Origin of the sequence: Rhodopseudomonas rhenobacensis (genome assembly GCF_014203125.1) — a bacterium.
Lineage (GTDB): Bacteria > Pseudomonadota > Alphaproteobacteria > Rhizobiales > Xanthobacteraceae > Rhodopseudomonas_A > Rhodopseudomonas_A rhenobacensis.
The window spans coordinates 173,880-197,764 of the sequence record NZ_JACHIH010000004.1 but is presented as its reverse complement, the minus strand read 5'-3'; the positions used below and the strand labels follow the sequence as shown (position 1 = coordinate 197,764).

At 64.5% G+C, this 23,885-nt stretch carries 19 protein-coding genes; 11 read left to right on the top strand and 8 right to left on the bottom strand.

The genetic code is table 11. From position 1 onward, the window contains the following. The first annotated feature begins 15 nt into the window (after positions 1–15). The 3 genes from HNR60_RS05905 to HNR60_RS05895 all read left to right on the top strand — a co-directional run bounded on the left by HNR60_RS05905 (position 16) and on the right by HNR60_RS05895 (position 4,533). Positions 16–2,217, top strand: coding sequence for an RNA degradosome polyphosphate kinase (locus tag HNR60_RS05905; protein WP_184255309.1), 2,202 nt, complete (start codon positions 16–18; stop codon positions 2,215–2,217). 15 nt (positions 2,218–2,232) lie between these two features. After that, a complete protein-coding gene (ppx, locus tag HNR60_RS05900) occupies positions 2,233–3,735 on the top strand; it encodes an exopolyphosphatase (protein WP_430694884.1) in 1,503 nt (500 codons plus the stop codon). 105 nt (positions 3,736–3,840) lie between these two features. After that, positions 3,841–4,533, top strand: a complete 693-nt coding sequence (locus HNR60_RS05895; protein WP_184255304.1) for a hypothetical protein — start codon at positions 3,841–3,843, stop codon at positions 4,531–4,533. A gap of 65 nt (positions 4,534–4,598) precedes the next feature. Here the strand turns inward: HNR60_RS05895 and rnd are convergent, their stop codons facing one another. Both rnd and HNR60_RS05885 read right to left on the bottom strand, forming a co-directional pair. Then, on the bottom strand, positions 4,599–5,747 hold the full coding sequence (rnd, locus tag HNR60_RS05890; RefSeq protein WP_184255302.1) for a ribonuclease D: 1,149 nt from the start codon (positions 5,745–5,747) through the stop codon (positions 4,599–4,601). A gap of 114 nt (positions 5,748–5,861) precedes the next feature. Beyond that, complete coding sequence (locus HNR60_RS05885) at positions 5,862–7,337, bottom strand: protein adenylyltransferase SelO (RefSeq protein WP_184255300.1); 1,476 nt, start codon at positions 7,335–7,337, stop codon at positions 5,862–5,864. Positions 7,338–7,584: 247 nt separating this feature from the next. Between HNR60_RS05885 and aspS the strand changes: the two genes are divergently transcribed. The 4 genes from aspS (at position 7,585) to HNR60_RS05865 (ending at position 12,919) form a co-directional block, all read left to right on the top strand. Beyond that, positions 7,585–9,357 carry an aspartate--tRNA ligase gene (aspS, locus tag HNR60_RS05880; RefSeq protein WP_184255298.1) on the top strand — a complete coding sequence of 591 codons (1,773 nt, stop codon included), beginning with the start codon at positions 7,585–7,587 and terminating at the stop codon, positions 9,355–9,357. Between the two features lie 73 nt (positions 9,358–9,430). Continuing rightward, positions 9,431–9,640, top strand: a complete 210-nt coding sequence (locus HNR60_RS05875) for a hypothetical protein (protein WP_184255296.1) — start codon at positions 9,431–9,433, stop codon at positions 9,638–9,640. Between the two features lie 116 nt (positions 9,641–9,756). Then, complete coding sequence (locus HNR60_RS05870) at positions 9,757–10,569, top strand: Fic family protein (protein ID WP_246432825.1); 813 nt, start codon at positions 9,757–9,759, stop codon at positions 10,567–10,569. Positions 10,570–10,609: 40 nt separating this feature from the next. Beyond that, the gene (locus HNR60_RS05865) at positions 10,610–12,919 is read left to right on the top strand and encodes an NADP-dependent malic enzyme (protein WP_184255292.1); all 2,310 of its coding nucleotides are present in this window, start codon (positions 10,610–10,612) and stop codon (positions 12,917–12,919) included. A gap of 15 nt (positions 12,920–12,934) precedes the next feature. Here the strand turns inward: HNR60_RS05865 and HNR60_RS05860 are convergent, their stop codons facing one another. Beyond that, a complete protein-coding gene (locus HNR60_RS05860) occupies positions 12,935–13,831 on the bottom strand; it encodes a LysR substrate-binding domain-containing protein (protein ID WP_184255290.1) in 897 nt (298 codons plus the stop codon). Positions 13,832–13,986: 155 nt separating this feature from the next. Here HNR60_RS05860 and phnA point away from each other — a divergent pair, with 155 nt between their 5' ends. The 3 genes from phnA (at position 13,987) to HNR60_RS05845 (ending at position 16,898) form a co-directional block, all read left to right on the top strand. Then, entirely contained in the window at positions 13,987–15,252 is a 1,266-nt protein-coding gene (gene phnA, locus HNR60_RS05855) for a phosphonoacetate hydrolase (protein WP_184255288.1), read from the top strand. Between the two features lie 31 nt (positions 15,253–15,283). Continuing rightward, positions 15,284–16,288 (top strand): phosphate ABC transporter substrate-binding protein PstS, encoded by a 1,005-nt coding sequence (gene pstS, locus HNR60_RS05850; RefSeq protein WP_184255286.1) that lies wholly within the window; start codon positions 15,284–15,286, stop codon positions 16,286–16,288. Between the two features lie 154 nt (positions 16,289–16,442). Continuing rightward, positions 16,443–16,898: a DoxX family protein gene (locus HNR60_RS05845; RefSeq protein ID WP_184255285.1), complete on the top strand. Its 456-nt coding sequence runs from the start codon at positions 16,443–16,445 to the stop codon at positions 16,896–16,898. Between the two features lie 33 nt (positions 16,899–16,931). Here the strand turns inward: HNR60_RS05845 and HNR60_RS05840 are convergent, their stop codons facing one another. The 4 genes from HNR60_RS05840 to HNR60_RS05825 form a co-directional block, all read right to left on the bottom strand. Continuing rightward, entirely contained in the window at positions 16,932–18,755 is a 1,824-nt protein-coding gene (locus HNR60_RS05840; protein ID WP_184255283.1) for a di-heme-cytochrome C peroxidase, read from the bottom strand. A 377-nt stretch (positions 18,756–19,132) separates the two neighbouring features. Further along, positions 19,133–19,654, bottom strand: coding sequence for a dihydrofolate reductase family protein (locus HNR60_RS05835; protein ID WP_184255513.1), 522 nt, complete (start codon positions 19,652–19,654; stop codon positions 19,133–19,135). A 92-nt stretch (positions 19,655–19,746) separates the two neighbouring features. Beyond that, positions 19,747–20,727: a polysaccharide deacetylase family protein gene (locus tag HNR60_RS05830; RefSeq protein ID WP_184255281.1), complete on the bottom strand. Its 981-nt coding sequence runs from the start codon at positions 20,725–20,727 to the stop codon at positions 19,747–19,749. Positions 20,728–20,906: 179 nt separating this feature from the next. Beyond that, the gene (locus HNR60_RS05825) at positions 20,907–22,478 is read right to left on the bottom strand and encodes a L,D-transpeptidase (RefSeq protein WP_184255279.1); all 1,572 of its coding nucleotides are present in this window, start codon (positions 22,476–22,478) and stop codon (positions 20,907–20,909) included. Positions 22,479–22,688: 210 nt separating this feature from the next. Here HNR60_RS05825 and HNR60_RS05820 point away from each other — a divergent pair, with 210 nt between their 5' ends. Then, complete coding sequence (locus tag HNR60_RS05820) at positions 22,689–23,231, top strand: CreA family protein (RefSeq protein ID WP_184255276.1); 543 nt, start codon at positions 22,689–22,691, stop codon at positions 23,229–23,231. Between the two features lie 153 nt (positions 23,232–23,384). On the opposite strand, the gene HNR60_RS05815 is transcribed toward HNR60_RS05820, so the two are convergent. Continuing rightward, the gene (locus HNR60_RS05815; RefSeq protein ID WP_184255274.1) at positions 23,385–23,591 is read right to left on the bottom strand and encodes a hypothetical protein; all 207 of its coding nucleotides are present in this window, start codon (positions 23,589–23,591) and stop codon (positions 23,385–23,387) included. Between the last annotated feature and the right edge of the window lie 294 nt (positions 23,592–23,885).

Genomic DNA, 23,885 nt, shown 5'->3' with positions numbered 1-23,885 from the left:
TGGATAGATGTCCTGATGAGCTTGTCGCAAGCTATTGCTATTGAAGAGAAAAATGGCGAAACCGAAGCCGCTTCGGTGATTGCGACGGGGCCCGAGCGGTTCATCAATCGCGAATTGTCCTGGCTGCATTTCAATCGCCGGGTGCTGGAAGAGGCCGTCAATCCCAGCCATCCGGCGCTGGAGCGGGTGCGGTTTCTGTCGATCTCCGCCAACAACCTCGATGAATTCTTCATGGTCCGGGTCGCCGGCATCAAGGCCCAGGTGCGCGAAGGGATCACCGAACGCAGCCCGGACGGGCTGTCGCCGGCCGAACAATTGGTGCTGATCAACGAAGCGGTGTCGCGGCTGGGCAGCGACCAGCAGGCGATCTGGCGTGACCTGCGCGTCATCCTCGGCGAGGTCGGCATCGCCTTGCTCGACGGCCGCGACGCCACCAAACAGGAGCGGGCCTGGATCGAAGACCACTTCCTGCACAACATCTTCCCGCTGCTGACCCCGCTGGCGATCGACCCGGCGCATCCGTTTCCGTTCATTCCGAGCCTCGGCTTCACCATCGCGCTGCAGCTGGCGCGGGTGAAAGACGGCAAGCCGATGAATGCGCTGATCCGCATGCCCGGCCGGATCGACCGCTTCATCCGGCTGCCGTCGTCCGGCAAGGACGGCGTGGTGCGGGTGATGACGCTGGAGCAGGCGACCTCGCTGTTCATCGGCCGGCTGTTTCCCGGCTACGTCGTCAAAGGGCAGGGCGCGTTCCGGGTGATCCGGGATTCCGAACTGGAAATCGAGGAAGAAGCCGAAGATCTGGTGCGGCTGTTCGAGACCGCGCTGAAGCGGCGGCGCCGCGGCTCGGTGATTCGGCTCGAGATCGAAGCCACCATGCCCGACGAATTGCGCGCCTTCGTGCAGCACGCGCTCTCCACCACCGACGACGAGGTGCTGCTGGTCGACGGCGTGCTGGCGATGAACGAGTTGTCGCAGCTGACCCGGCTCGATCGCCCCGATCTCGAGTTCACGCCCTACGTGCCGCGGCATCCCGAGCGGGTGCGCGATCACGGCGGCGATATCTTCGCCGCGATCCGCCAGAAGGATCTGATCGTCCATCATCCTTACGAATCGTTCGACGTCGTGGTGCAGTTTCTGCAGCAGGCCGCGCGCGATCCCGACGTGGTGGCGATCAAGCAGACGCTGTACCGCACCTCGAACAATTCGCCGATCGTGCGCACGCTGGTCGAGGCGGCGGAGGCCGGCAAGTCGGTGACCGCGCTGGTCGAGCTGAAGGCGCGGTTCGACGAAGAGGCCAATATCCGCTGGGCGCGCGATCTGGAGCGCGCCGGCGTGCAGGTGGTGTACGGCTTCCTCGAACTGAAGACCCACGCCAAGCTGTCGCTGGTGGTGCGCCGCGAGGGCGGCGGCCTGACCACTTACGTTCACACCGGCACCGGCAACTACCATCCGGTCACCGCGCGGATCTACACCGATCTGTCCTACTTCACCTCCGATCCGGCGATCGGCCGTGATGCGGCGCGGGTGTTCAACTACATCACCGGCTATGCCGAGCCGAGCGACATCGAAAAGATGGCGGTGTCGCCGCTGACCTTACGCGAATGCATGCTGGCGCACATTCACGGCGAAACCGCGTATGCCCGCAACGGCAAGCCGGCGGCGATCTGGCTGAAGATGAATTCGCTGGTCGATCCGGACATCATCGACGCGCTGTACGAGGCCTCGAAGGCCGGCGTCTCGGTCGAACTGGTGGTGCGCGGGATCTGCTGCCTGCGGCCCGGCGTGCCGGGGCTGTCGGAGAACGTCCGGGTCAAATCGATCATCGGCCGCTTCCTCGAGCACGGCCGGATCTATTGCTTCGGCATGGGCCACGGCCTGCCGTCCGCCAAGGCGGCGGTGTACATTTCCTCGGCGGACATGATGCCGCGCAACCTCGACCGCCGCGTCGAGGTGCTCTGTCCGTTGCAAAATCCCACGGTACACCAGCAAGTTCTTGAACAGATCATGGTGGCGAACCTGAAGGATACCGAGCAGAGCTGGCAGTTATTGCCGGATGGGTCGTCAACGCGTATGAAGGCCGCGAAGGGCGAGGAGCCCTTCAACGTGCACAAATACTTCATGACCAATCCGAGTCTGTCAGGCCGTGGAAAGTCGCTCAAGGAATCGTCGCCGCGCAGGCTCACCCGCAAGGCGGAGCGGCAGCAGTCGTCCTAGGACTGTCACGTGGTGATCAGCCGCAGGCGCAAGCCCGACGCCAGCGTGGCCGTCATCGACATCGGATCGAATTCGGTCCGGCTGGTCGTCTATCAATCGATGGCGCGCAGCCTGGTCACGCTGTTCAACGAAAAGACGCTGTGCGGACTCGGCCGCGAGGTGCAGTCGACCGGGCTGTTGGCGGCCGACGCGGTCGACAAGGCGCTGACCTCGCTGCGGCGGTTCCGCGCCTTGATCAAGGTGATGAAGGTCGGCCGCGTCCATGCGATCGCCACCGCGGCGTGCCGCGACGCCAGCAACGGGCCTGAATTCATCGCCAATGCCGAGCGGATCTGCGGCGTCGACATCGAAATCCTGTCCGGCCCGCGCGAGGCCAAGCTGTCGGCGCTGGGGGTGATCTCCGGCGTGCACAAGCCGGACGGCATCGTCGGCGACCTCGGCGGCGGCTCGCTGGAATTGATCGACGTGCGCGGCAGCCGGGTCCGCACCGGGGTGACGCTGCCGCTCGGCAGCCTGGCGTTGCAGGACGCCTCGCAGAAATCGCCGAAGCGCGCCGAGCGCATCGTGCAGACCGCGTTGGCCGATGTCGGCCCCCTCAAGGCCGGGCGCGGCCGCACTTTCTACGCCGTCGGCGGCACCTGGCGTGCGCTGGCCCGCATCCACATCCTGCAAAGCGACTACCCGCTCCACGTCATGCACGGTTATTCGATTCCGGCGACCGAGGCGCTCAGCTTTGCCCGCCGGCTGCGACGGCTGGCGATGGCCAATACGCTCGCCAATATCGATTCCGTCGCTGAGGCACGGCGTCCGCTGCTGGTCTATGCCGCGCTGGTTCTGGAATATGTGATCCGGGTGGCGCAGCCGGCGACCATCGTGTTCTCGACTTTCGGCGTGCGCGAGGGCCTGCTCTATGAACAATTGCCCGCGGCGGAGCGCGCCAAGGACGGGCTGATCTGCGCCGCCGGCAACCTGAACGAGCTGCTGTCGCGCTCGGCGTTGCACGCCAACGAACTGATCGGCTGGACCGACAGGTTCGTCCGCGTCGCCAAGCTGTCAGAGACCGCCGACGATCGTCGGCTGCGCCGCGCCGCCTGCCTGTTGTCGGACATCGGTTGGCGGGCGCATCCCGACTACCGCGGCCAGCAAACCCTCAACCTGATCATCAACGGCAATTTCGGCGACGTCACCCATCAGGGCCGGGCGTTTCTGGCCTTGGCGGTGTACTACCGCTATGCCGGGTTCGGCGAAGAGAACGAACCGCCGCCGCAGGCGCGCGCCATGGTGACGCCGGCGATGGACCAGCGCGCACGCTTGCTCGGGGCGGCGTTCCGGGTCGCGCATCTGATCAGCGCGGCGCGCCCCGGCGTGCTGCCGGCGACGCATTTCAGCAAGAAGGACCGCAAGCTGACGCTGGTGTTCGAGCATCGCATGGTCGACCTGGTGGCCGACCGCGTCGGCAGCCGCTTCAAACAGCTGGCGCGGCTGGTCGGCTGCTCTGGCAACATCGTGCGGCGCTGACCCCTTCACCACGTTGATCGATTATGCTGAAGGTAAAAGCGGTGAGGAACATTTGTTCAGCGGTGGCGAGGTTCGCATAGCCGCAAGCTAAAAGGCCAATATTCCATGAGACGTCTGCCGAGCGGATCACCCGGCGTCTACGATGTTGGCCGATTGCAGCCCTTTGTTGAAAGCCTGCCCGCTGCGGAGCAGGAGGAGGCCTTGGCGCTGATATTCAATCTTATTCAGATTCATCGACTTGTGGATGATTTTGCAGCTGCGGTCGCACTTCTTGACTATACGGAGCAGCTAGAAGCCCAAGTCAAAATAGTCAGTCCGGGAAGCGGCGAGCCGACTGAACTTGCGCGTAATTTGAAGACATTGAACATTTGGGACGAAATGGCTGCACGCGACGCTGCCATGACTGTCTTCCATTTCGGAAAGACGGTTGAGGCTATCCGAGCTGCTTCACGGGAAATACCAACTATCAAGCAAAATATCGAACACGCGAGGCTGCGTCTTGCAACAAAGCGATTTCGTAAAGAATTTCCGGATTTTGAAATGATGAGGCATGCTGTTGGGCATCGCGCCGAGGCGACCTCGTCCCTTAGATCTGTAAAGGCGCATTCTGCGGGTGGAGTGTTCATCTTCGGTTCGCTGGAGCGTCGAACCTACACGATGACTATGAAGGGGGATCACCACTCCCTTGCGATAGATCATCGGACAAGATTGACATTGGCCGAGATCGCAAGGGTTGTATTTTCGGCATTTCCTGAGATTGAAGCATCATTGCCGCAGCTAAATATAGCTACAACCTAATCGACAATTCCCTCGGAAGTTGCTTTAGCGAGTGGCGGTATGCCAAGTCACTGATGAGCGACTTTTCAATCTCGATCCACCCGCACCACTTTGCCCTTTTCGATCGCCAGCGCCAGCCGGCCGTGCTTCAGCGCCAGCGCCGCCTCGCCGAACAATTCGCGGCGCCAGCCTTGCAGCGCGCCGACGTCGGCATGGTCGTCGGCGGCGATCTGCTCGAGGTCGTCCACCGTGGCGATCACCTTGCTGGCGACCGCGTGGCGCTCCGAGGTCATCCGCAGCAGCACTTTCAACAGTTCGACGATCGCCGCACCATTGCCGTTGCCGCGCGGCTTCTCGATCTTCGGCAGGGTGGCGGGATCGCGGGCGAGGCCGCGCTGCACCGCGGCGACGATGTCGGCGCCCCATTTCGAACGGTCGAACCCCTTGGGCAGCGAGCGCAGCCCGGCGAGCCGCTCCAGGCTGGTCGGCGCATGGGTGGCGATGTCGCCGACGGTGTCGTCCTTCAGCACGCGCGAGCGCGGCACGTCGCGGCTTTGTGCCTCCTGCTCGCGCCAGGCCGCGACTTCCATCAGCACCGCCAGCTCTTTCGGCTTGCGCACCCTTGTCTTCAGCCGCTCCCAGGCGCTGCTGGGGTCGAAGTCGTAGGTCTTTGGCGAGGTCAGCACCCGCATCTCTTCGCTGACCCAGTCGCTGCGGCCGCGTTTCTTCAGGTCGGCATCGAGCGCGGCAAACACGTCGCGCAGATGGGTGACGTCGGACACCGCGTAATGCAGCTGCTCTTCGGTCAGCGGGCGGCGTGCCCAGTCGGTGAAGCGATGAGTCTTGTCGGGGCGATGCCCGGTGATGCGCTCGACCAGCTGGTCGTAGGCGATGGAATCGCCATAGCCCAGCACCATCGCGGCGACCTGGGTGTCGAAGATCGGGTGCGGCACGATGCCGGCGCGGTGCCAGACGATTTCGATGTCCTGCCGGGCGGCATGAAACACCTTCAGCACGTCGTCATTCGCCATCAGATCGAAGAACGGCTTGAGGTCGATGCCCGGTGCCAGGGTGTCGACCACCACGGCGTCCTCGGCACTCGCCATCTGCACCACGCAGAGCAGCGGATAGTAGGTGGTCTCGCGCAAGAATTCGGTATCGACGGTGATCGCCGGGTGCTTGGCAAGGCGGGCGCACACCGCGGCGAGTTGGTCGGTGGTGGTGATCAGATCCATGGATTGTCCATAACGCTTCTTGACCGGCGTTCTGCCCAAAGCGCTGATATGTCAAGCGGCTTTCGAGTATGTGGCGGGCGAATCCGTCCACTAGACACGCTCAAACCGCCGCGATCAAGTTCCGCAGAAGGTCTGCAGCACCTGCTCATGCGGCTGCGGCGGCAGCGCATAACGGGCGAAGTCGGGCTGGTCCTGGAAGGGATGCGCCAGCACCGCCAGCAACTCCTCGAACGGCGCGAAGTCGTCGCGCTCGACCGCCGCCTCGATCACCGCCTGGATGCGGTGGTTGCGTGGAATGAACGCCGGATTGACTGCCTGCATGGCCGCCTTTCGGGTGGCGGCGTCCTGCGGCTCGGCGGCGATGCGCTGCTGCCAGCGCGCCAGCCAGAGGTCGAACGCGGTCGGATCGGCAAACAGACCGCGCACAGAATCTGTCTCAGCATTGCCGGCTAAGTCGCTGAGTCCACGGAAGGTCAGGGTGAAATCCGCCTGCTGCTCGGTCATCGCGCCGAGCAGGTCGCCGATCATCTCGCGGTCGCCGGGCTGCGCGGTGAACAGCCCGAGCTTGGCGCGCAGGCCGGCATCGTAAGCCTTCCCGAACCGCTCCGAGAACTCGCCGAGCGCGGCCTCGGCGTCGGCGATCGCGGCGTCCTGATCGTCGGAAATCAGCGGCACCAGGCACTCCGCCAGCCGGGTCAAATTCCACAGCGCGATCCGCGGCTGGTTGCCATAGGCATAGCGGCCGGTCTGGTCGATCGAGCTGAATACCTTGGCGGGATCGTAGCCGTCCATGAAGGCGCAGGGGCCGTAATCGATGGTCTCGCCGGCCACCGAGCAATTGTCGGTGTTCATCACGCCGTGGATGAAGCCGACCAACAGCCAGCGCGCGACCAGCTCGGCTTGGCGCCGGATCACCTCTTGCAGCAATGCAAGATATGGCTGCTTCGTATTGGCCGCATTGGGATAATGCCGGGCGATGACGTGGTCGGCGAGGGCCTTGACCGCGTCCTGGTTGCGCCGCGCGGCGAAGAATTGGAAGGTGCCAACCCGGATATGACTGGTGGCGACGCGGGTCAGCACCGCGCCGGGCAGCAGGGTCTCGCGCGCCACGGTTTCGCCGGTGATGACGGCTGCGAGCGAGCGGGTGGTCGGGATGCCGAGCGCCGCCATCGCCTCGCTGACGATGTATTCGCGGAGCACCGGCCCCAAGGCAGCGCGGCCGTCGCCGCGGCGCGAATAGGGCGTGGGCCCCGAGCCTTTGAGCTGGATGTCGCGGCGTACGCCGTTCTTGTCGATCACCTCGCCGAGCAGGATGGCACGGCCGTCGCCGAGCTGCGGCACGAACTGGCCGAACTGGTGCCCGGCATAGGCCATCGCGATCGGGTCGGCGCCCTCGGGGATGCGCTGGCCGGCGAGGATGTCGGCGCCCTCCGGGCTGTCGAGCCGGTCGGGGTCGAGCCCGAGCTCCAGCGCCAGCGGCCGGTTCAGCTTGATCAGCCGCGGCCGGGTCACCGGCGTCGGGGCGACCCGGGTGAAGAAGTCCGCGGGCAGGGCGGCGTAGCTGTTGTCGAACGGAAAATGCACGGTCATCACACACCCAGATGGGGATCGATCGAAGCGCAGGCAACCATCGCCTCGCTGTCAAACCTTGCATCCAAGCCCTGCAGCTGCAACTGGTTCCCATCTTGTTGCAATGGCCGGCGATCCCTGCCATTGCACGCCTGACCGCTGCGCCGCATCGGTTGCCCGGCCGGATCGGCTCGGCTAAACCCTGACCCGTTCCGCAGCCGCTGCGGAGCCGATTGATTCTGCCCTCTGACGGCTTTCCAGGATTTCCATGCACCGTTATCGATCCCACACCTGCGGCGCGCTCCGCGAAAGCCACATCGACCAGACCGTCCGCGTCTCCGGCTGGTGCCACCGCATCCGCGACCATGGCGGTCTCTTGTTCATCGACCTGCGCGACCACTACGGGCTGACGCAATGCGTCGCCGATCCGGATTCGCCGGCGTTCAAGGATGCCGAGAAGCTGCGCGCCGAATGGGTGGTGCGGATCGACGGCAAGGTCCGTCGCCGTCCCGAAGGCACCAACAATGACGATCTGCCGACCGGCCAGGTCGAGATTTTCATCACCGAAATCGAAGTGCTGGGGCCCGCTGGCGAACTCCCGCTGCCGGTGTTCGGCGAGCAGGAATATCCTGAGGATATCAGGCTTAAGTACCGCTTCCTCGACCTGCGTCGCGAGAAGCTGCACCAGAACATCATGACCCGCGGCGCGATCGTCGATTCGATGCGCAAGCGGATGAAGGAGCAGGGCTTCTTCGAATTCCAGACGCCGATCCTGACGGCGTCGTCGCCGGAAGGCGCGCGCGACTTCCTGGTGCCGAGCCGGATTCATCCCGGCAAATTCTACGCGCTGCCGCAGGCGCCGCAGCAGTACAAGCAGCTGTTGATGATGTCGGGCTTCGACCGCTATTTCCAGATCGCGCCGTGCTTCCGCGACGAGGACCCGCGCGCCGACCGGCTGCCCGGCGAATTCTACCAGCTCGACGTCGAGATGAGCTTCATCACCCAGGACGACGTGTTCGCCGCGATGGAGCCGGTGATCACCGGCGTGTTCGAAGATTTTGCCAAAGGCAAACCTGTGACCAAATCTTGGCCGCGGATTGCCTATGCGGACAGCCTGAAAAAGTACGGCACCGACAAGCCCGACCTGCGCAACCCGATCGAGATGCAAAACGTCTCTGAGCATTTCCGCGGCTCCGGCTTCAAGGTGTTCGCGCGGATGCTCGAGGAAGAGCGCAACCAGGTCTGGGCGATCCCGGGACCGGGCGGCGGCTCCCGCGCATTCTGCGACCGGATGAATTCCTGGGCGCAGGGCGAGGGCCAGCCGGGGCTCGGCTACATCATGTGGCGCGAGGGCGGCGAGGGCGCCGGGCCGCTCGCCAACAACATTGGTCCAGAGCGCACCGCCGCGATCCGCGAGCAGCTCGGCCTCAAGGCCGGCGATGCCGCGTTCTTCGTCGCCGGCGATCCGTCGAAGTTCGTGCGGTTTGCCGGCTTGGCGCGCACAAGACTCGGCGAGGAGTTGAACCTGGTCGACAAGGAGCGCTTCGAGCTCGCCTGGATCGTCGATTTCCCGATGTACGAATACAACGAGGACGACAAGAAGGTCGACTTCTCGCACAACCCGTTCTCGATGCCGCAGGGCGGCATGGACGCGCTGCTCACTCAGGATCCGCTGACCATCAAGGCGTTCCAGTACGACATCACCTGCAACGGCTTTGAGATCGCCTCGGGCGGCATCCGCAACCATCGCCCCGAGGCGATGGTGAAGGCGTTCGAGATCGCCGGCTATGGCGAGCAGGAAGTGGTCGACCGTTTCGGTGGCATGTACCGTGCATTCCAATTCGGCGCGCCGCCGCATGGCGGCATGGCAGCCGGCGTCGACCGCATCGTCATGCTGCTATGCGGTACCAACAATCTGCGCGAAATCTCGCTGTTTCCGATGAACCAGCGGGCCGAAGACCTGTTGATGGGCGCGCCGTCCGACGTCACGCCCAAGCAGTTGCGCGAGCTACACATCCGGCTCAATCTGCCGGAAAACTGACCATGACAAAGGGACTGTTAACCCTTACATGAGCTTTCCGGGAGATGGTGATAACCAACAAGGGGGAGAACCGATGCCGACGGATTTGGAGAAGCTGACCGAACTCGCACGCAAGATCGTAATGACGCCGCAAGAGCAAGAAGATCAACGAAGAAGCTTTGCCTATGGAAGTGCGCTGATCGAAAACGAGAACATTACCAAGGAAGCGATTGCACGAGCTGCGGACGAAATGTCTCAAGGCCGTAAGCAAATCGTTGATCAACGTTCGGACGCTCAGGTCTGAATATGGGCGACGAGGGGCGGCGACACAGTGAGGCTGGTGAGCCGGTTCTAATTACGGATCCCATTGAACTTGCCCTGGCTGAGTCCCGGAACGCTCTTCGTCAATTCGACATCGGAATGGAGATTCTGGATGGTTGGCTTTCTTCGAAAACGGAAAGTCGGCTGAGGATTAGTCATCTCCTGATTCTGAATCGGGTGGTACTCGAGGGAATTAACAAGTTTGCCGGAACATTTCGATCCACCCCGATAAAGATTGGAGGATCGGCTCATGTGCCCCCAGATCCCACGCAGGTTCCGATCTTCGTGGAGGACTTTTGCGAGTACATCAATTCAAATAGGGACAGGAGTGCCATCCATCTCGCCGCCTATGCCTTGTGGCGTCTGAATTGGATCCATCCATTTGCTGATGGTAATGGGCGCACGGCACGGATCGTTTCTTACATGCTCCTTTGTCAAGGTCTCGGCTATCGCATTCCGGGTTCTAGAACCATACCTGAGCAGATTTCTGAAAATAAGGGGCCGTACTATCGCGCGCTGGAAAGTGCTGACAGAGCTTTCGTGGGAGGCGCGATTGATGTCTCCGAGATGGAAGCACTGCTAGAGGAAAAGCTTGCGACCCAGTTGCTTCAGATTCACAATGCTGCGAAGTCATACACAAACGATGAGCCGAGGAAGAAGGCCGCGCCGTCATCGCCTGACAAATTGCCCCGCCGCAGCGCTATCGTCTCGGACGTGGAATACTTGCGGCCTGATGGACCCTATGCCCCGGTTTATGTAATTCAACTGCCAGAGTCTGCCCTCACGTCGAAGCCAACTGCTTCGCCCCAAAAGACCTGGGTTGAAAGAAACTCCGCGCTAATTACCGCCGCGGCGACAGTTATGTCTGCCCTAATTGCTGCTTTCGTTACGTGGCTTGCTACTAAGAAGTAAAATCGAAAATTAGAACGAGCTGCGAGAGTTAGGGGAACGCATGGTCACCAATTCCGAAGAGCTGCAGGCGGCTGCGCTGGCGTATCATCGCCTGCCTCGCCCCGGGAAGCTCGAGATCCAGGCGATCAAGCCTCTCGCCAACCAGCTCGACCTGGCGCTGGCCTATACCCCCGGAGTCGCCGCCGCCTGCAACGCCATCGCGGCCGACCCGACGCAGGCCGCCTCGTTGACCATCCGCGGCAATCTCGTCGCGGTGGTGACCAACGGCACCGCGGTGCTGGGGCTCGGCAATATCGGCCCCTTGGCGTCGAAGCCGGTGATGGAAGGCAAGGCGGTTCTGTTCAAGAAATTCGCCGACATCGACGTGTTCGACATCGAGATCGCCGCCGACACCGTGGAGCGGGTGGTGGAGACGGTGGCGGCGCTGGAGCCGACCTTCGGCGGCATCAACCTGGAAGACATCAAGGGTCCGGAGTGCTTCGAGATCGAAGCCCAGCTCAAGGACCGGATGAAGATCCCGGTGTTTCACGACGATCAGCACGGCACCGCGATCATCGTCGGCGCCGCGGTGAAGAACGCGCTGCAGCTCACCGGCAAGAAGCTCGACGAGGTCAAGATCGTCGCCGCCGGCGCCGGCGCCGCCGCGCTGGCCTGCCTCAACCTGTTGGTGTCGCTCGGCGCGCAGCGCAAGAATATCTGGGTCTGCGACCTCGAAGGCTTGGTCTATGAGGGCCGCGAAAAGCTGATGGACCGCTGGAAGGCGATCTACGCGCAGCCCACCGACAAGCGGGTGCTGGCCGAAGTGATCGGCGGCGCCGATATCTTCCTCGGGCTGTCCGGCCCGAAAGTGCTGACGCCCGAGATGGTGGCGCTGATGGCCGAGCGGCCGCTGGTGATGGCGCTCGCCAACCCGACGCCGGAGATCATGCCGGACGAGGTGCGCAAGATCCGCCCCGACGCGCTGATCTGCACCGGACGCTCCGACTTTCCGAACCAGGTCAACAACGTCCTATGCTTTCCTTACATCTTCCGCGGCGCGCTCGATGTCGGCGCCACCGCGATCAACGAAGAGATGAAGCACGCCGCGGTCGATGCGATCGCGCGGCTGGCGCGCGATCCGCCGCAAGAAGCGGTGACGATCGGCTTTGACCGCGACGAGGAATTGGGCTTCGGCCCGGGTTCGCTGATTCCGAGCCCGTTCGATCCGCGGCTGATCCTGCGGATCGCGCCGGCGGTGGCCAAGGCGGCGATGGACTCCGGCGTCGCCACAAGGCCGATCGCCGATTTCGACGAGTACAGCGCGCAGCTCGAGCGCTTCGCGTTCCGCTCCGGTCTGGTGATGAAGCCGCTGTTCACCAAGGCCAAGGCGCAGCCGGTGCGGGTGATCTACGCCGAAGGCGAAGACGAGCGCGTGCTGCACGCCACCCAGACCATCCTCGAAGAAAAGCTGGCGCGGCCGATCCTGGTCGGCCGTCCGGCGGTGGTCGCCGCACGGATCAAGCGCTACGGCCTGTCGATCCGGGCCGGCGAGGATTTCGACCTGATCAACCCGGAGGACGATCCGCGCTATCGCTCCTACGTGCAATCCTACATCGACGTCGCCGGCCGCTACGGCGTCAACCCGGAGACCGCGCGCACCATGGTGCGCACCAACGCCACGGTGATCGCGGCGCTGGCGGTAGCGCGCGGCGAGGCCGACGCCATGATCTGCGGCGTCGACGGCCGCTACATGAGCCATCTGCGCCACGTCCGCGAGATCATCGGCTCGCTGCCCGGCATCACCGATTTCGCGGCGCTGTCGCTGATGATCACCTCGAAGGGCGCGATCTTCATCGCCGACACCCAGGTGCGGCCGAACCCCAGCGCCGAAGAACTCGCCGAGATCGCAGCGCTGGCCGCGATCCACGTGCAGCGCTTCAACATGAAGCCGCGGATCGCCTTCGTATCGCATTCTGATTTCGGCAGCTACGACACCGAATCGTCGCGCAAGATGCGCCGCGCCACCGCGATCCTGGCGGAGAACCATCCGGAGATCGAAGCGGACGGCGAAATGCACGGCGACACCGCGCTGTCGGAAGCGGCGCGGAAATTCATCCTGCCGCATTCGCGGCTGGAAGGTCAGGCCAATGTGCTGATCATGCCGAACCTCGACACCGCCAACGTCGCTTATCAGATGATCAAGGTGCTGGCGGATGCGCTGCCGGTGGGGCCGATCCTGATCGGCCCGGCGCGGCCGGCGCATATTCTCACGCCATCGGTGACCGCGCGCGGCATTCTCAACATGACCGCGGTCGCCGCCGTCGAAGCCCAGGAACGCGCCGGACGCCAGCAGCCGACGCTGTTTGCGTAGCGCTGCGCCCGCAGCTCACGCGGCTGTCTTGATCTCGTCCTTGAGCCAATCGATGAAGCGGCGAAGATAGCGGGAATCCGCCCGCGACGTCGGGTGAGCGAAATACTTCTCACCCTTCACGACGAGGTCCGGAAAAGGACAGGTCAGTCGCCATTCCGGCTGACCCGGGAAGAATTCCTTCGGCGCCACCACCGAGCCGAAGCCCTCACGCACCGCATGCATCGCGACGAACATGTGGTCGAAGCGGTGGCCGCCTTCGAACACATGGTCGCGCAGACCGGCTTTCTGCAGCCACGCCTCCCAATGTCCCGGCCGCGTCGCCGAGGTGATCAATGGAAACGCGAGCAGATCCGCCGGCGTGGTGATTGGGCTGTTCTGGATCAGGTCCAGGCTGCAGACCGGCGTCAGGGTTTCTTCGAACAACGCCGTCGATGCTTTGGAATGTCCGCCGATCCGTTCGCTGCTGCCGCGGGTGATCAAGAGATCATGTGAGGACACATCCGGGGTTTGTCCGGTCATGCGCGTCGAAATCCACACCGCCAGATCCGGATTGGCTTGCTCGAAGCGTTTGAGCCGCGGCATCAGGAAATACATCGCGAAGGTCGACGGCGCCTCGACCGCCAGCACCGCCTTGCTGCGCCGGCGGCGGACGTAGTGGCAGGCGGCCTCGATATCACGGAACGACTGGCTCAGTTGTTCGGCCAGCACGCGGCCGTAGGGCGTCAGCGCGACGCCGCGCCCCTCGCGGGTGAACACCTGCTGGCCCAGCCAGTCCTCCAATAAGCGCACCTGCTTGCTGACGGCGCCGTGGGTGACGCCGAGTTCTTCGGCCGCCGCACTCAGGCTGTCGCTGCGCGCCGCGACCGCAAACGCCCGAAGCGCGATCAGCGGCAATTCCCGTTCTTTCACCATGACCTCCGTGTGACGGCAGCGCCCATCAGCGTCGCTTTTGTTACGACTTTTTCTCACACATCAGTGTGTTTTATTCGATCGATTCTCACATCTCAACAGCCTACCAGGGGCCATCGGCCGACACGACGGGCGGCCTTCAGCACCGGGACGACACCATGACGACGCTTTCTCCATCCGACCGCTCGCAGACTCCGATCGAGGTCAACGGACGCCGCTATGCCGCGCCGCAACGGCCTGTGGTGGTGATTTGCCTCGACGGGTTCGACCCCGACTATCTGGAGCGCGGACTTGCCGATGGCGTGCTGCCGACGATCGCCGGGTTCAAGTCGGGCGGCTATATCGGCACCGCGCTGGCCACGGTGCCGACCACCACCAACACCAACAACACCTCGATCGTCACCGGCGTGTCGCCCGCCATCCACGGCATCAACGGCAACTACTATCTCGATGCCGAGACCGGCGAAGAGATCATGGTGACCGACGCCAGGCGGCTGCGCTGCGGCACCATTCTGGGTGCGATGAGCAAGGCGGGCGTTAAGACCGCGGTGGTCACCGCCAAGGACAAGCTCTTGAAGGTGCTGGCCTACGAGATGGACGGCATCGCCTTCTCGTCCGAACACCCGAACGCCGCCGATCTCACCGCGCTCGGTTTCAAGAGCGGTGAGGAGATGGTGGGCCGCGCCAAGCCGGATCAATATTCCGCCGACCTCTCGCTGTTTGCGCTCGACGCCGGCATCAAGCTGCTGGAAACGGCGAAGCCGCAACTGATCTATCTGTCGACCTCGGACTATGTGCAGCACAAATACAAGCCCGGCGAGGCGGAATCGAATGCCTTCCACGCAGCGGTCGACAGCTGCATGGCGCGCCTGATCGAGCTCGGCGCCACCGTCGCGCTGACCGCCGATCACGGCATGGCCGACAAGTCGGACGCGGATGGCCGGCCGAACGTTATCTATCTGGAGGACGCGCTCAACGAAAAATTCGGCGCCGGTACCGCGCGGGTGATCTGTCCGATCGCCGATCCATTCGTTCGGCATCATGGCGCGCTCGGCGGCTTCGTCCGCGTCCATCTGCTGAAGCCCTGCGACATCAAGGCGATGATGGCCTATGCGCGGTCGCTGCCCGGCGTGGAGCTGGTGCTCGATCGCGCCACGGTGTGCGAACGCTACCAATTGCCGCCGGATCGCGAGGGCGACTTCGCGGTGTTCAGCGATCGCGGCACGGTGGTTGGCGCGCGGCGTGAAGATCACGACCTGTCGGCGCTCGGCAGCCACAGCCTGCGCTCGCATGGCGGGCTGGGCGAGCAGCGGGTGCCGTTCCTGCTGTCGCGCCCGCTGACGCGAGCCTACCGCGAACGCGCGGCAACCGGCGTGCTGCGCAACTACGACATCTTCGACTTCGTGCTGAACGGCGTCGAATAACCCTTCATCGGCAGTTCAAAGGACAACAGACATGCGCGCACTTCGCATTGCCATGATGGCGCTTAGCCTCACCGCGGCCGGCCTCAGCGCCGGTCATGCCGAGACCTCGGTGATGGGCACCGGCTCGGCCTTCGCCGCGCCGATCTACCTCAAATGGGCAGAACAACAGAAGTCGACGACGGGGCTTGCGATCAACTATCAGCCGTCGGGATCCTCCGTCGGGCAGCTCCAGGTCCTGAAAGGCCTGACCGACTTCGGCGCCTCGGACGTGCCGATGGACGACGCCAAGCTGAAGGAGGGGGACATCCTGCAGTTTCCCACCGTCGCCGGCGGCTATGCGGTTGTGGTCAACATTCCCGGTGTGGCACCCGGCCAACTCCGGCTCACCGCGCCGGTGCTTGCCGACATCTTCATGGGGCGCATTGCGTCGTGGGATGACGAACGGATCGTGGCGCTCAATCCTGGTCTCGCCTTGCCCAAGCTTTCGATTTCGCTGCTCTATCATGCCGGCGGATCGGGCGGCACCTACGCGATCTCCCGATACCTGTCGAAGACCAGCGAGGCCTGGCGCGACAGGATGGGGATCGGCATGACGCTGAATTGGCCGGTCGGCGCCGGCGTCAAGGGCAGCTATGGCGCGGCCTCGACGGTGCCGATGACGCCCGGCGGGATCGGCTATGCCGAGCTCTCTTATGTGCTCGCCAACCAGCTCGCGACCGTGCAGCTGCAGAACAAGGCCGGCCGCTTCGTGGCGCCGAACGGCGAGACCTTCGCGGCCGCCGCCGAGCATGGCGACTGGTCGGTGCCGAACTTCGCCGTCGATCTGACCGACATGCCGGGCGAGCAAGCCTGGCCGATCGTCACCGCGACCTTTGTCCTGGTGCCGAAGAGCCCCGCCAAGGCCGCCAGTTCGGCGGCGGCGCTGAAATTCTTCAAATGGGCCTTCGCGCATGGCGACGGCACGGCGCGGTCGATGCAATTCGTGCCGCTGCCCAGCAAGGTCAAGCTCGAGATCAGCAAGACGATCGGGAAATGAAGGACAACACGGCGCGGCGTCAAACGCCGCATTCACCGCGCGCACGCCTTTGGTCGCGTCGTCGACACCATATCATCGTTTGAAAACCGCCGACCAAGCCCGCATACTCCGCGCGCCATCGCCAACCGCATCTGCTCCTTCAGTGAGGTCGACCATGCCCGCGTTCATCAGTTTCGGCCGCTTTCTGTTTGCGGTGTTGTTCATCTTTTCCGGAGCAGCCAAGCTGCTCGATATCGCGGCGACCACCGAGGTGGTGTCGAAGATCGCGATACCCGCGCTGCTGACGCCTTACACCGCCGATCTGGAAACCATGGCCGGAATGACCATGCCGAAGATGCTGGCGATCGCCGCCGGCGTCACCGAACTGCTGTGCGGGGTGATGATCGCCTTCAACTTCGCCGCGCGCTATTTCGCGCTGCTGCTGATCGTGTTCGTGATCGTGGCGACCTACACCCAGCACGATTTCTGGAATCAGAGCGGGCCGGAAGCCACCAACAACATGATCCACGCCCTGAAGAACCTGTCGCTGATCGGCGCCTTGTTGATCATCGCCGGGATCGGCCGCGGCCCGCGCGCCGTGGTGGCCGAGCCGACCTACAGCGACGCCTGACACCGTCAGGCGCCGCTGATCGGCTGCGACGCCTCACAGGATCTTCAGATACTCCAGCAGCGCCTTCTTGTCCGCGTCGGGCAGTTGGGTGCCGAATTCGTGGCCGCAATTGCTGTTGCCGGAATTCAGGTTGGCGCAGTCGGTGGTGGTCAGCGTGTAGTCGAACTGGCCTTGCTCCACCGCCAGCCCGACATTGACGGTGTCGTAGGCCGGGCCGATCTTGAACTGCTTGATGCGCTTGGCCGCCGGCTTCAACAGCTCCGCCAGCGTCGGCACCGAGCCGTTGTGCAGATAGGGCGCCGCGGCCCAGATCCCTTGCATCACCCGGGATTCGTAGGAGCCACGCGACGGCGGCGCCGCGGCGGGCTGCGTCGGCGCCGGGACCGCCGCGCCCTGGACGCGGAGGCCCTCGAGTTGCTGCGAGGGCGCCGCCGGGGTCGCCGGGCGGAACGCGCCCTGCAGGTCGCGCAGCGCCGGCGGCAACCGCTTCAGCGCCGCGCGGGGCGCGTTGGCGGTGCGCGATGGCGTCTCCGCAACGCTTGCCACCAAAGCCGACGCGCGCGGTGCGGCGGCGGCGCCCAGCAGCGCCTGCTCGGCGATCGAGCCGATCACCGAGGTGGCGAGCACGTTGAACGCCAGATCGGTCTCCTTCAGCGGCTCGGTGACGAATGGAATGAACACGCCCTGCAGCACGCCGGTCTTGGCGGTCCACGCCAGCACGTCGTATTCGCGGGTGTCGGTGCCGACATTGTCGATCGGCGTCGCCCAGGTCTGCTGATTGGGGAAGCGCACCGGCCCGGCCTTGATGCCGTGGCATTCGATGCAGCCGCCGTCGGCCTGCGCGCGGGCATAGATCGCCTTGCCGCGCGCGGCGAGCTCGTTGTCGACCAGCCATGGCCATTTCGGCGGCCCGATCTGCTTCACCAGATCCTCGAGCTGATTCAAGCCGTCGAAGTTCGCCGAATTGTTGTGCAGGAAATCCACCACCAGGCCGTCTTTGGTCGGCTGGAACACCCCGAACACGCCGAACACTTCGCCGAGATTGCGCGACAGCGCCAGGATGTCGCTGCCGTTGTCGGCGAAGCCCGGCCACTGCGTCTTCGACTGGATCGGCGCGTTCCACAGGAACGGATAGCGCACCGGCGCGTCGGCGCGCTTGATGTTGTCGGCGATCAGGTAGCTCGGCGGCGGCCCGAGATCGAGCCCGGTGAGGCGGTTGAAGATCATGCCGACGGCGTCGAGCCGCGACGGTCCCCAGCTCGCGGCGGGCAGCGCGCGGGTGATCAGCGTGTGGTAGCGCACGTACCAGAGTTCGAAATCCTGCCGCAGCGTGGCGACGTCGTCCGGATCCGGCGTCGCCGAGCGCAGCACCGCGGCGGCGAACGGAAGGAAAGCGGCGTCGCTGGCGCGAACCTGGGAGGCTGCGGCGTCGAGATCGGTGAGGAAGGCCTGGAAGTCGACGATCGCCGGGCCGCCGTCGATCCGATAGGTCTTGCCCTCGGCGGTGATCTGCCTTGTGTGGCAGGCCGAACAGGTCATGCCGGCGATCTGCACGCCGGCGGTGCCGGTCGCGGTGAAGCCGACCGGAAGCCCGTTGCTGTCGGCCGGATTCGGCAGATAGCCGTAGCGGGCGAGGCTGTCGGCCAGAAACGGCTGGCCATTGGGCTGCTTGAAATTGCGCAGCCAGGCCAGCGGGATCATCCGCGAGCCCTGATCGCGGATGTAATAGTCGGCCCGCAACACCGCGGTCCATTTCGGTCCCTGGTCGACGAAGATCGGGGCAGGGTCCGCCGCCCACGCGGGCAGGCCGGACGTCAGCAACGTCGCAACAATCGGCATAGCGAAGCCGGCACGCATGGTTCGCCTCCCTCTGTTCAATCATTGGTTGTATAATGGATCATTGCGCGCGGGCGAGCTGCGCGCAAGTCATATTACTTAAGGTTGTGTTTTTGGTAGTCGCGCGTACCGCCCCGATCGTTCAAGCCGGCGGCGAAGGATGCGATATCGCGTAGCAAGCGCGGCGGCACGATCGCTGCTGAGGAGGACTTAGTTACCGTCACACTCGGCAAGCGATCGACGGGATCAGGCGTTCAACGCGTCATTGCGGGGAGCTCTTGCGACGAAGCAATCCAGCCCACTCGGATAGCCCCTGGATTGCTTCGCTCTGCAGCCGGCGCTGCGCTCCGGCCTCGGCTCGCAATGACGAAAGCTGCTGATTTTGCTCGCTGCTTTGGTCAGACCTCGGAGGTCGAGCCGCGGCGCCAGGCGGTAACGCTGACCGCGGCGGCCGGGTCGAGCAGTTCGACCTCGCACGCCCGCAACCCGTGCGCGGCGAGAATTTGCTCCGGGGACTGCGCGGGCACGCCGGGAAAGCACGGCTCACCGCCAGGCAGCCGCACCTGTGGCGCTTGCGACAGCCAGAACGTATCGAAGCGATCGAAGAACAGCGCGAACACTTCGGGCCCGCCGATGATCGCCGCAGTGCCATCCGCGACGCCGGCCCCCGCGCAGGCCTGGTCGAACGCGGCGCCGGCCGGATTCCACAACGTCGCATTCGGATTGGACGGATCCGGCGCGACAGCCGCGACCTTGCGGGTCACCACGATGCGGCGGCGTTGCGGCGAGTTCGGCTGATCCTCGAACGAGTTGCGGCCGTGCACGATCAGATCGGCGCGGTCGAGCGCCTCGCCGAAGAAGCGCTGGTCGCCGGGGAATTTCAGGGTCTCGGGCATCACGTGACGAGCGTCCGCCAGCATGCCGTCGGCCGAGACGATGACGTAGCCTTCGATGCGAAGCTCAGATTGCAGCGTGATCACCAACTCAACACGACGCCGTTTCCACTGCTGATCTATTCGGAAATCGTCTGCACCACGCTGTTGAGCGGGCGCGAACTCACCGTCGGCAGCTTGGTTTCCTTGGCGAGCGCGTCGTCATATTCGGCGAGCGTCGCGACCGGCGCCTTGGCCTTCATCTGCACCACCTTGTAGCCGCCGGCCTTCAAGCGCCGCAACAACGTCGGCAGCGCCTCGGCGGTATGCTTCTGAAAGTCGTGCATCAGGATGATGCCCTTGCCGAGCCGATCGACCTTGCTCATCACCGTCTCGACGATCTTCTCCGGCTTGCCGGCCTTGAAGTCGAAGGAGTCGAGATCGCAGGAGAACATCGCGATGTTGCGGGTGCCGAGATAGGTCACCATCGCCGGCGGGTGCTGCAGCGCCGGGAAGCGGAAGAACGGCGAGGGCGCGGCGCCGAGCGCCCACTTCACCGCGGAAAAGCCCTTTTCGATTTCGTCCTTCTGCTGCTGTTCGGTGAGCTTCTTGTTGTTGAGGTTGGCGTGCGACCAGGTGTGCGACCCGATGCTGTGGCCGGCGGCGGCCACCGCCTTGAGGATTTCCGGATGATAGGTGGCGTGCTTGCCGATCGGAAAGAAGATCGCCTTGGTGCATTCGTCCGCCAGCGTCTTCAGCACCGACGGCGTGTTGACCGGCCACGGGCCGTCGTCGAAGGTCAGCACCACTTCCTTGTCGCGCAGGAAATCCAGCTGCTTGAAGTGCTCGAAGCCGAATCCAGGACCGCCGGTGGTGTCGATCTCGACCACGCGGCCGACGCCGAGCGCGTCGGGATTGGCGCAGGCCGCTTTGGCAGGTGCGGGAGGCGGCAGCGGGGCTGCAGCGGCGGGGGTGGGCGCGGCCGCGGCCGGCGCGGCCTGCGGGGCGGCGGCGAGGATTTGCGGGGCTTTCGAAGAACGCGGCGTGCTCTGCGCGAAGGCTGTCACCGCCACGCCGACCGACACTGCACCGGCAACCAGCAATCCTGTCGCAATGCGCATCGCGTTTCCCTTCGCTGGCGTGCTCCGGCTCACGGGCCGGAGTGTCATCCCGCCTGATTCACCAGCCTAGAGGCAGCCGCGCCGAAACAGCAATGGTTTTATGCGCCGCCTTCGCTGATCCGAGGCAGACCGGGAATGATCCGAGGGTGGCCGCGAGCGCCAAGCGGCCCGCGACGCTGTTAGCGCAGCGGCACGATGAAATCGGTGCCTTCGCCGGTTTCGCCGGAGGCGACGCCCTGATCGGAGACGATGATCGAGCTGCCGGTCGACAGCGATTCGGCGATCCGCGCCAGCGTGTCCGGCGGGATTTTAAGCCGGTCCAGCGCCTCGGCGGCACTGTTCGGCAACGGCACGGACTTCACCTCGATCGCGCCGACGCTCTTGCGGCGTCGCGCGGCGCCGTCGTCGGCGACGGTGTCGGCGCGCCGAGACACGCTCGGCAGCGACACCACCGACCAGGTGATCGCGTTGGCGTCGCCCTTGTCGAGCCGCGCGGTGAAGATGTGAGTGCCGAGCGGGCGATCACCGGCGGCGATTTCGATCGGCGCGTCGAACAGCGGCGCGAAGTTCTGCCGCACATAGAGCTTGCCGTCCTTGCGGCTGACGAACACCGCGATCGGACCGCTGCGCTTCGCCGGCTGCGCCTGGTCGGGCTTGGCGGCGCCGGCGTCGGTCGCGCGGCCCTGATCCTTCGGCAGATCCTTGGCGGCATCGGCTTTCGACACGTCGGGCGCGGCGGCGGGCGCCGCCACCGACTCGGTGGTCTCGATCGGTTTGTCGGCGGATTTTTCCGCCGCCGGCGCGACGGCAGGCTGCGGCGCCGCATCGCTCGCGGCGGGCGACGCCAGCACGCGGCTGGCATCGGCGGTGCGGCGCTGACCGAGCGGCGGCGAAACCACTGGCGGCGACACCACCGACGGCGACGTCACCGCCGGCTTGTCGCTGGCCAGCGTGCTGCGCAGTTCCGCCATCGACAGCGCCGGCGTCGCAACCGGGGCCGCAACCGAGGCATCCTTGTCGGATTTCCCGACCGTGACCGGCGCCGGCAACGCCGCCGCGGGCGCCGGAACGGGCTTCTGCGCGATCAGCAGCGGATGGGCGAAGCGCTCCGGCGCGAGATCGCCGGGGGCGATCACCACCCGTGCGCCCATCCGGGTCCAGCCCCACATCTTGGTGGCGAAGTTTGTCGGCATGCGGATGCAGCCGTGCGACGCCGGATAGCCCGGCAGCGCGCCGGCATGCATCGCGATGCCGGACCAGGTGACGCGCTGCATGTAGGGCATCGGCGCGCCGCTATAGATATTGGAGCGGTGCCATTTGTTTTTCTGGATCACGCTGAACACGCCCATCGGCGTCGCGTGACCGCGCATCCCGGTCGACACCGGGCTTTCGGCGAACAGGCCGTTGGCGTCGTACAGCTTGAGCTGCTGGCGGTCGATCGAGATCGCGATCACCAGCGGACCCTGCGGCTTTCGGGTCTCGGTCTCGGGCTTCTCGCGTTTGAATTCGGCAGGGCGAAGCGGCTTCAGCCGCCGCTTCGGCGGCGGCGGCGGCGCGGGTTCGCTATAGATGTAATCGGCGGAATCGCTGTCCGGCCAGAACAGCGCGGTGGCCTCGGCGCTGCCGCCGACCAGCAATCCAGCGGTCACCAAGGCGCCAACGCGCCACCACGAGCGGGATCGAAGCGAAGGGTTGAGCGGGGCAGTCGCGCGATGCGGGCCGGTTCGATGAAATGTCTGCTGCCGGTCCACGTGTTACCCTCGAATACCGCCGTCACGCCCGAAACTTACAAGATTCTCGCAAGGCCTTGCGCGCACATCGTCGCCGCACCCGGCATCATCCTAAAATCCATCCCAACAGTAACAGAAATGCCTCACAACTGGTTAAAGCCGGTGCGCGGCATCTTATCAGCATCGCCGGGTTAGCCTACATAGGGGGAACCTTTGCTGACGGAGACATCCATGACTGTTCGAGCCCCTCGCATTTCTCATTTGAAGACCTGGACGCTGGCCGCGCTCGCATTCGCGATGCTGTCGGGATCGGTGGCCAGCGCCGCGGAAGAGCCGGATCTGATCTTCCGGCGCTCGACCGTCTTCAAATGGCTGAGCCCCAACGACAAGCTCGCCACCTACGCGCTCGACGATCCGGAGATCGAAGGCGTCGCCTGCCATTTCACCGTGCCGGAGCGCGGCGGTTTCAAGGGATGGCTGGGCCTCGCCGAAGAAGTGTCGGACATCTCCTTGGCCTGCCGGCAGATCGGTCCGATCCGCTTCAAGGACAAGATGGAGCAGGGCGACGACATGTTCCAGAAGAAGCGCTCGCTGTTCTTCAAGAAGATGCAGATCGTGCGGGGCTGCGACACCAAGCGCAACGTGCTCGTCTACATGGTGTATTCCGACCGTATCATCGAAGGCTCGCCGAAGAATTCAACCTCCTCGGTGCCGGTGATGCCGTGGGGCGCCGGCGACCAAACCGTTCAGAAGTGCGCCGACTTCTTCAAGTAACCGCGGCTCGGAAAGTGCAGTCAGAAACTGCAGCTCAGAAGTGACCACGAAAACATGATGGGCCGGCCGAGATCGGCCAGCCCATCATGATGATCCATTCGCGACGTTGCCGAGCCGAAGCTGTCCCGACCTGAGGCAGCCGAGGCGGCGCCGTTACCGCACTCCGCGCCGATCGGCGGATTGTCCGGCGCGCAGTTTTCCGCTGGGGTCGCGATAGCCGACCAGCTGGACGAAGCCCTGCGGCGCGCAGTAGGTGGAATAATAATTGGTGTTGGACTGCAGCGCCATTTCGCCAGGCGTGTCGCCGCGCATCATCCGGTCCTGCGCGAGGCTGCGGCGGCTCGTCAGCCGTGCGGCCATTTGTGATGATCCAGCGCTCAATGAAGCGTCGCCGGGGCGCGTGCTTCTGTTCACGGTCGTCATCCTTTCCTTGGAGATTATTGGGCAACCTGCGAGCGACGGAAAAGTTCCATCCCGGGCGATTGCCACTTACAGGATAGTCCATCCGACCCGACAACGCACGGTGTGTTTCGTCGCATTTGTAGCGACGAAACAATTCAAATGCGTGACGAAACCATTTTACCGGCGTGACGCAGACATCCTGAAACATTGCTTGGTTAGCAAAACCCCAACGACGGTGGCGATGGCGCCGTC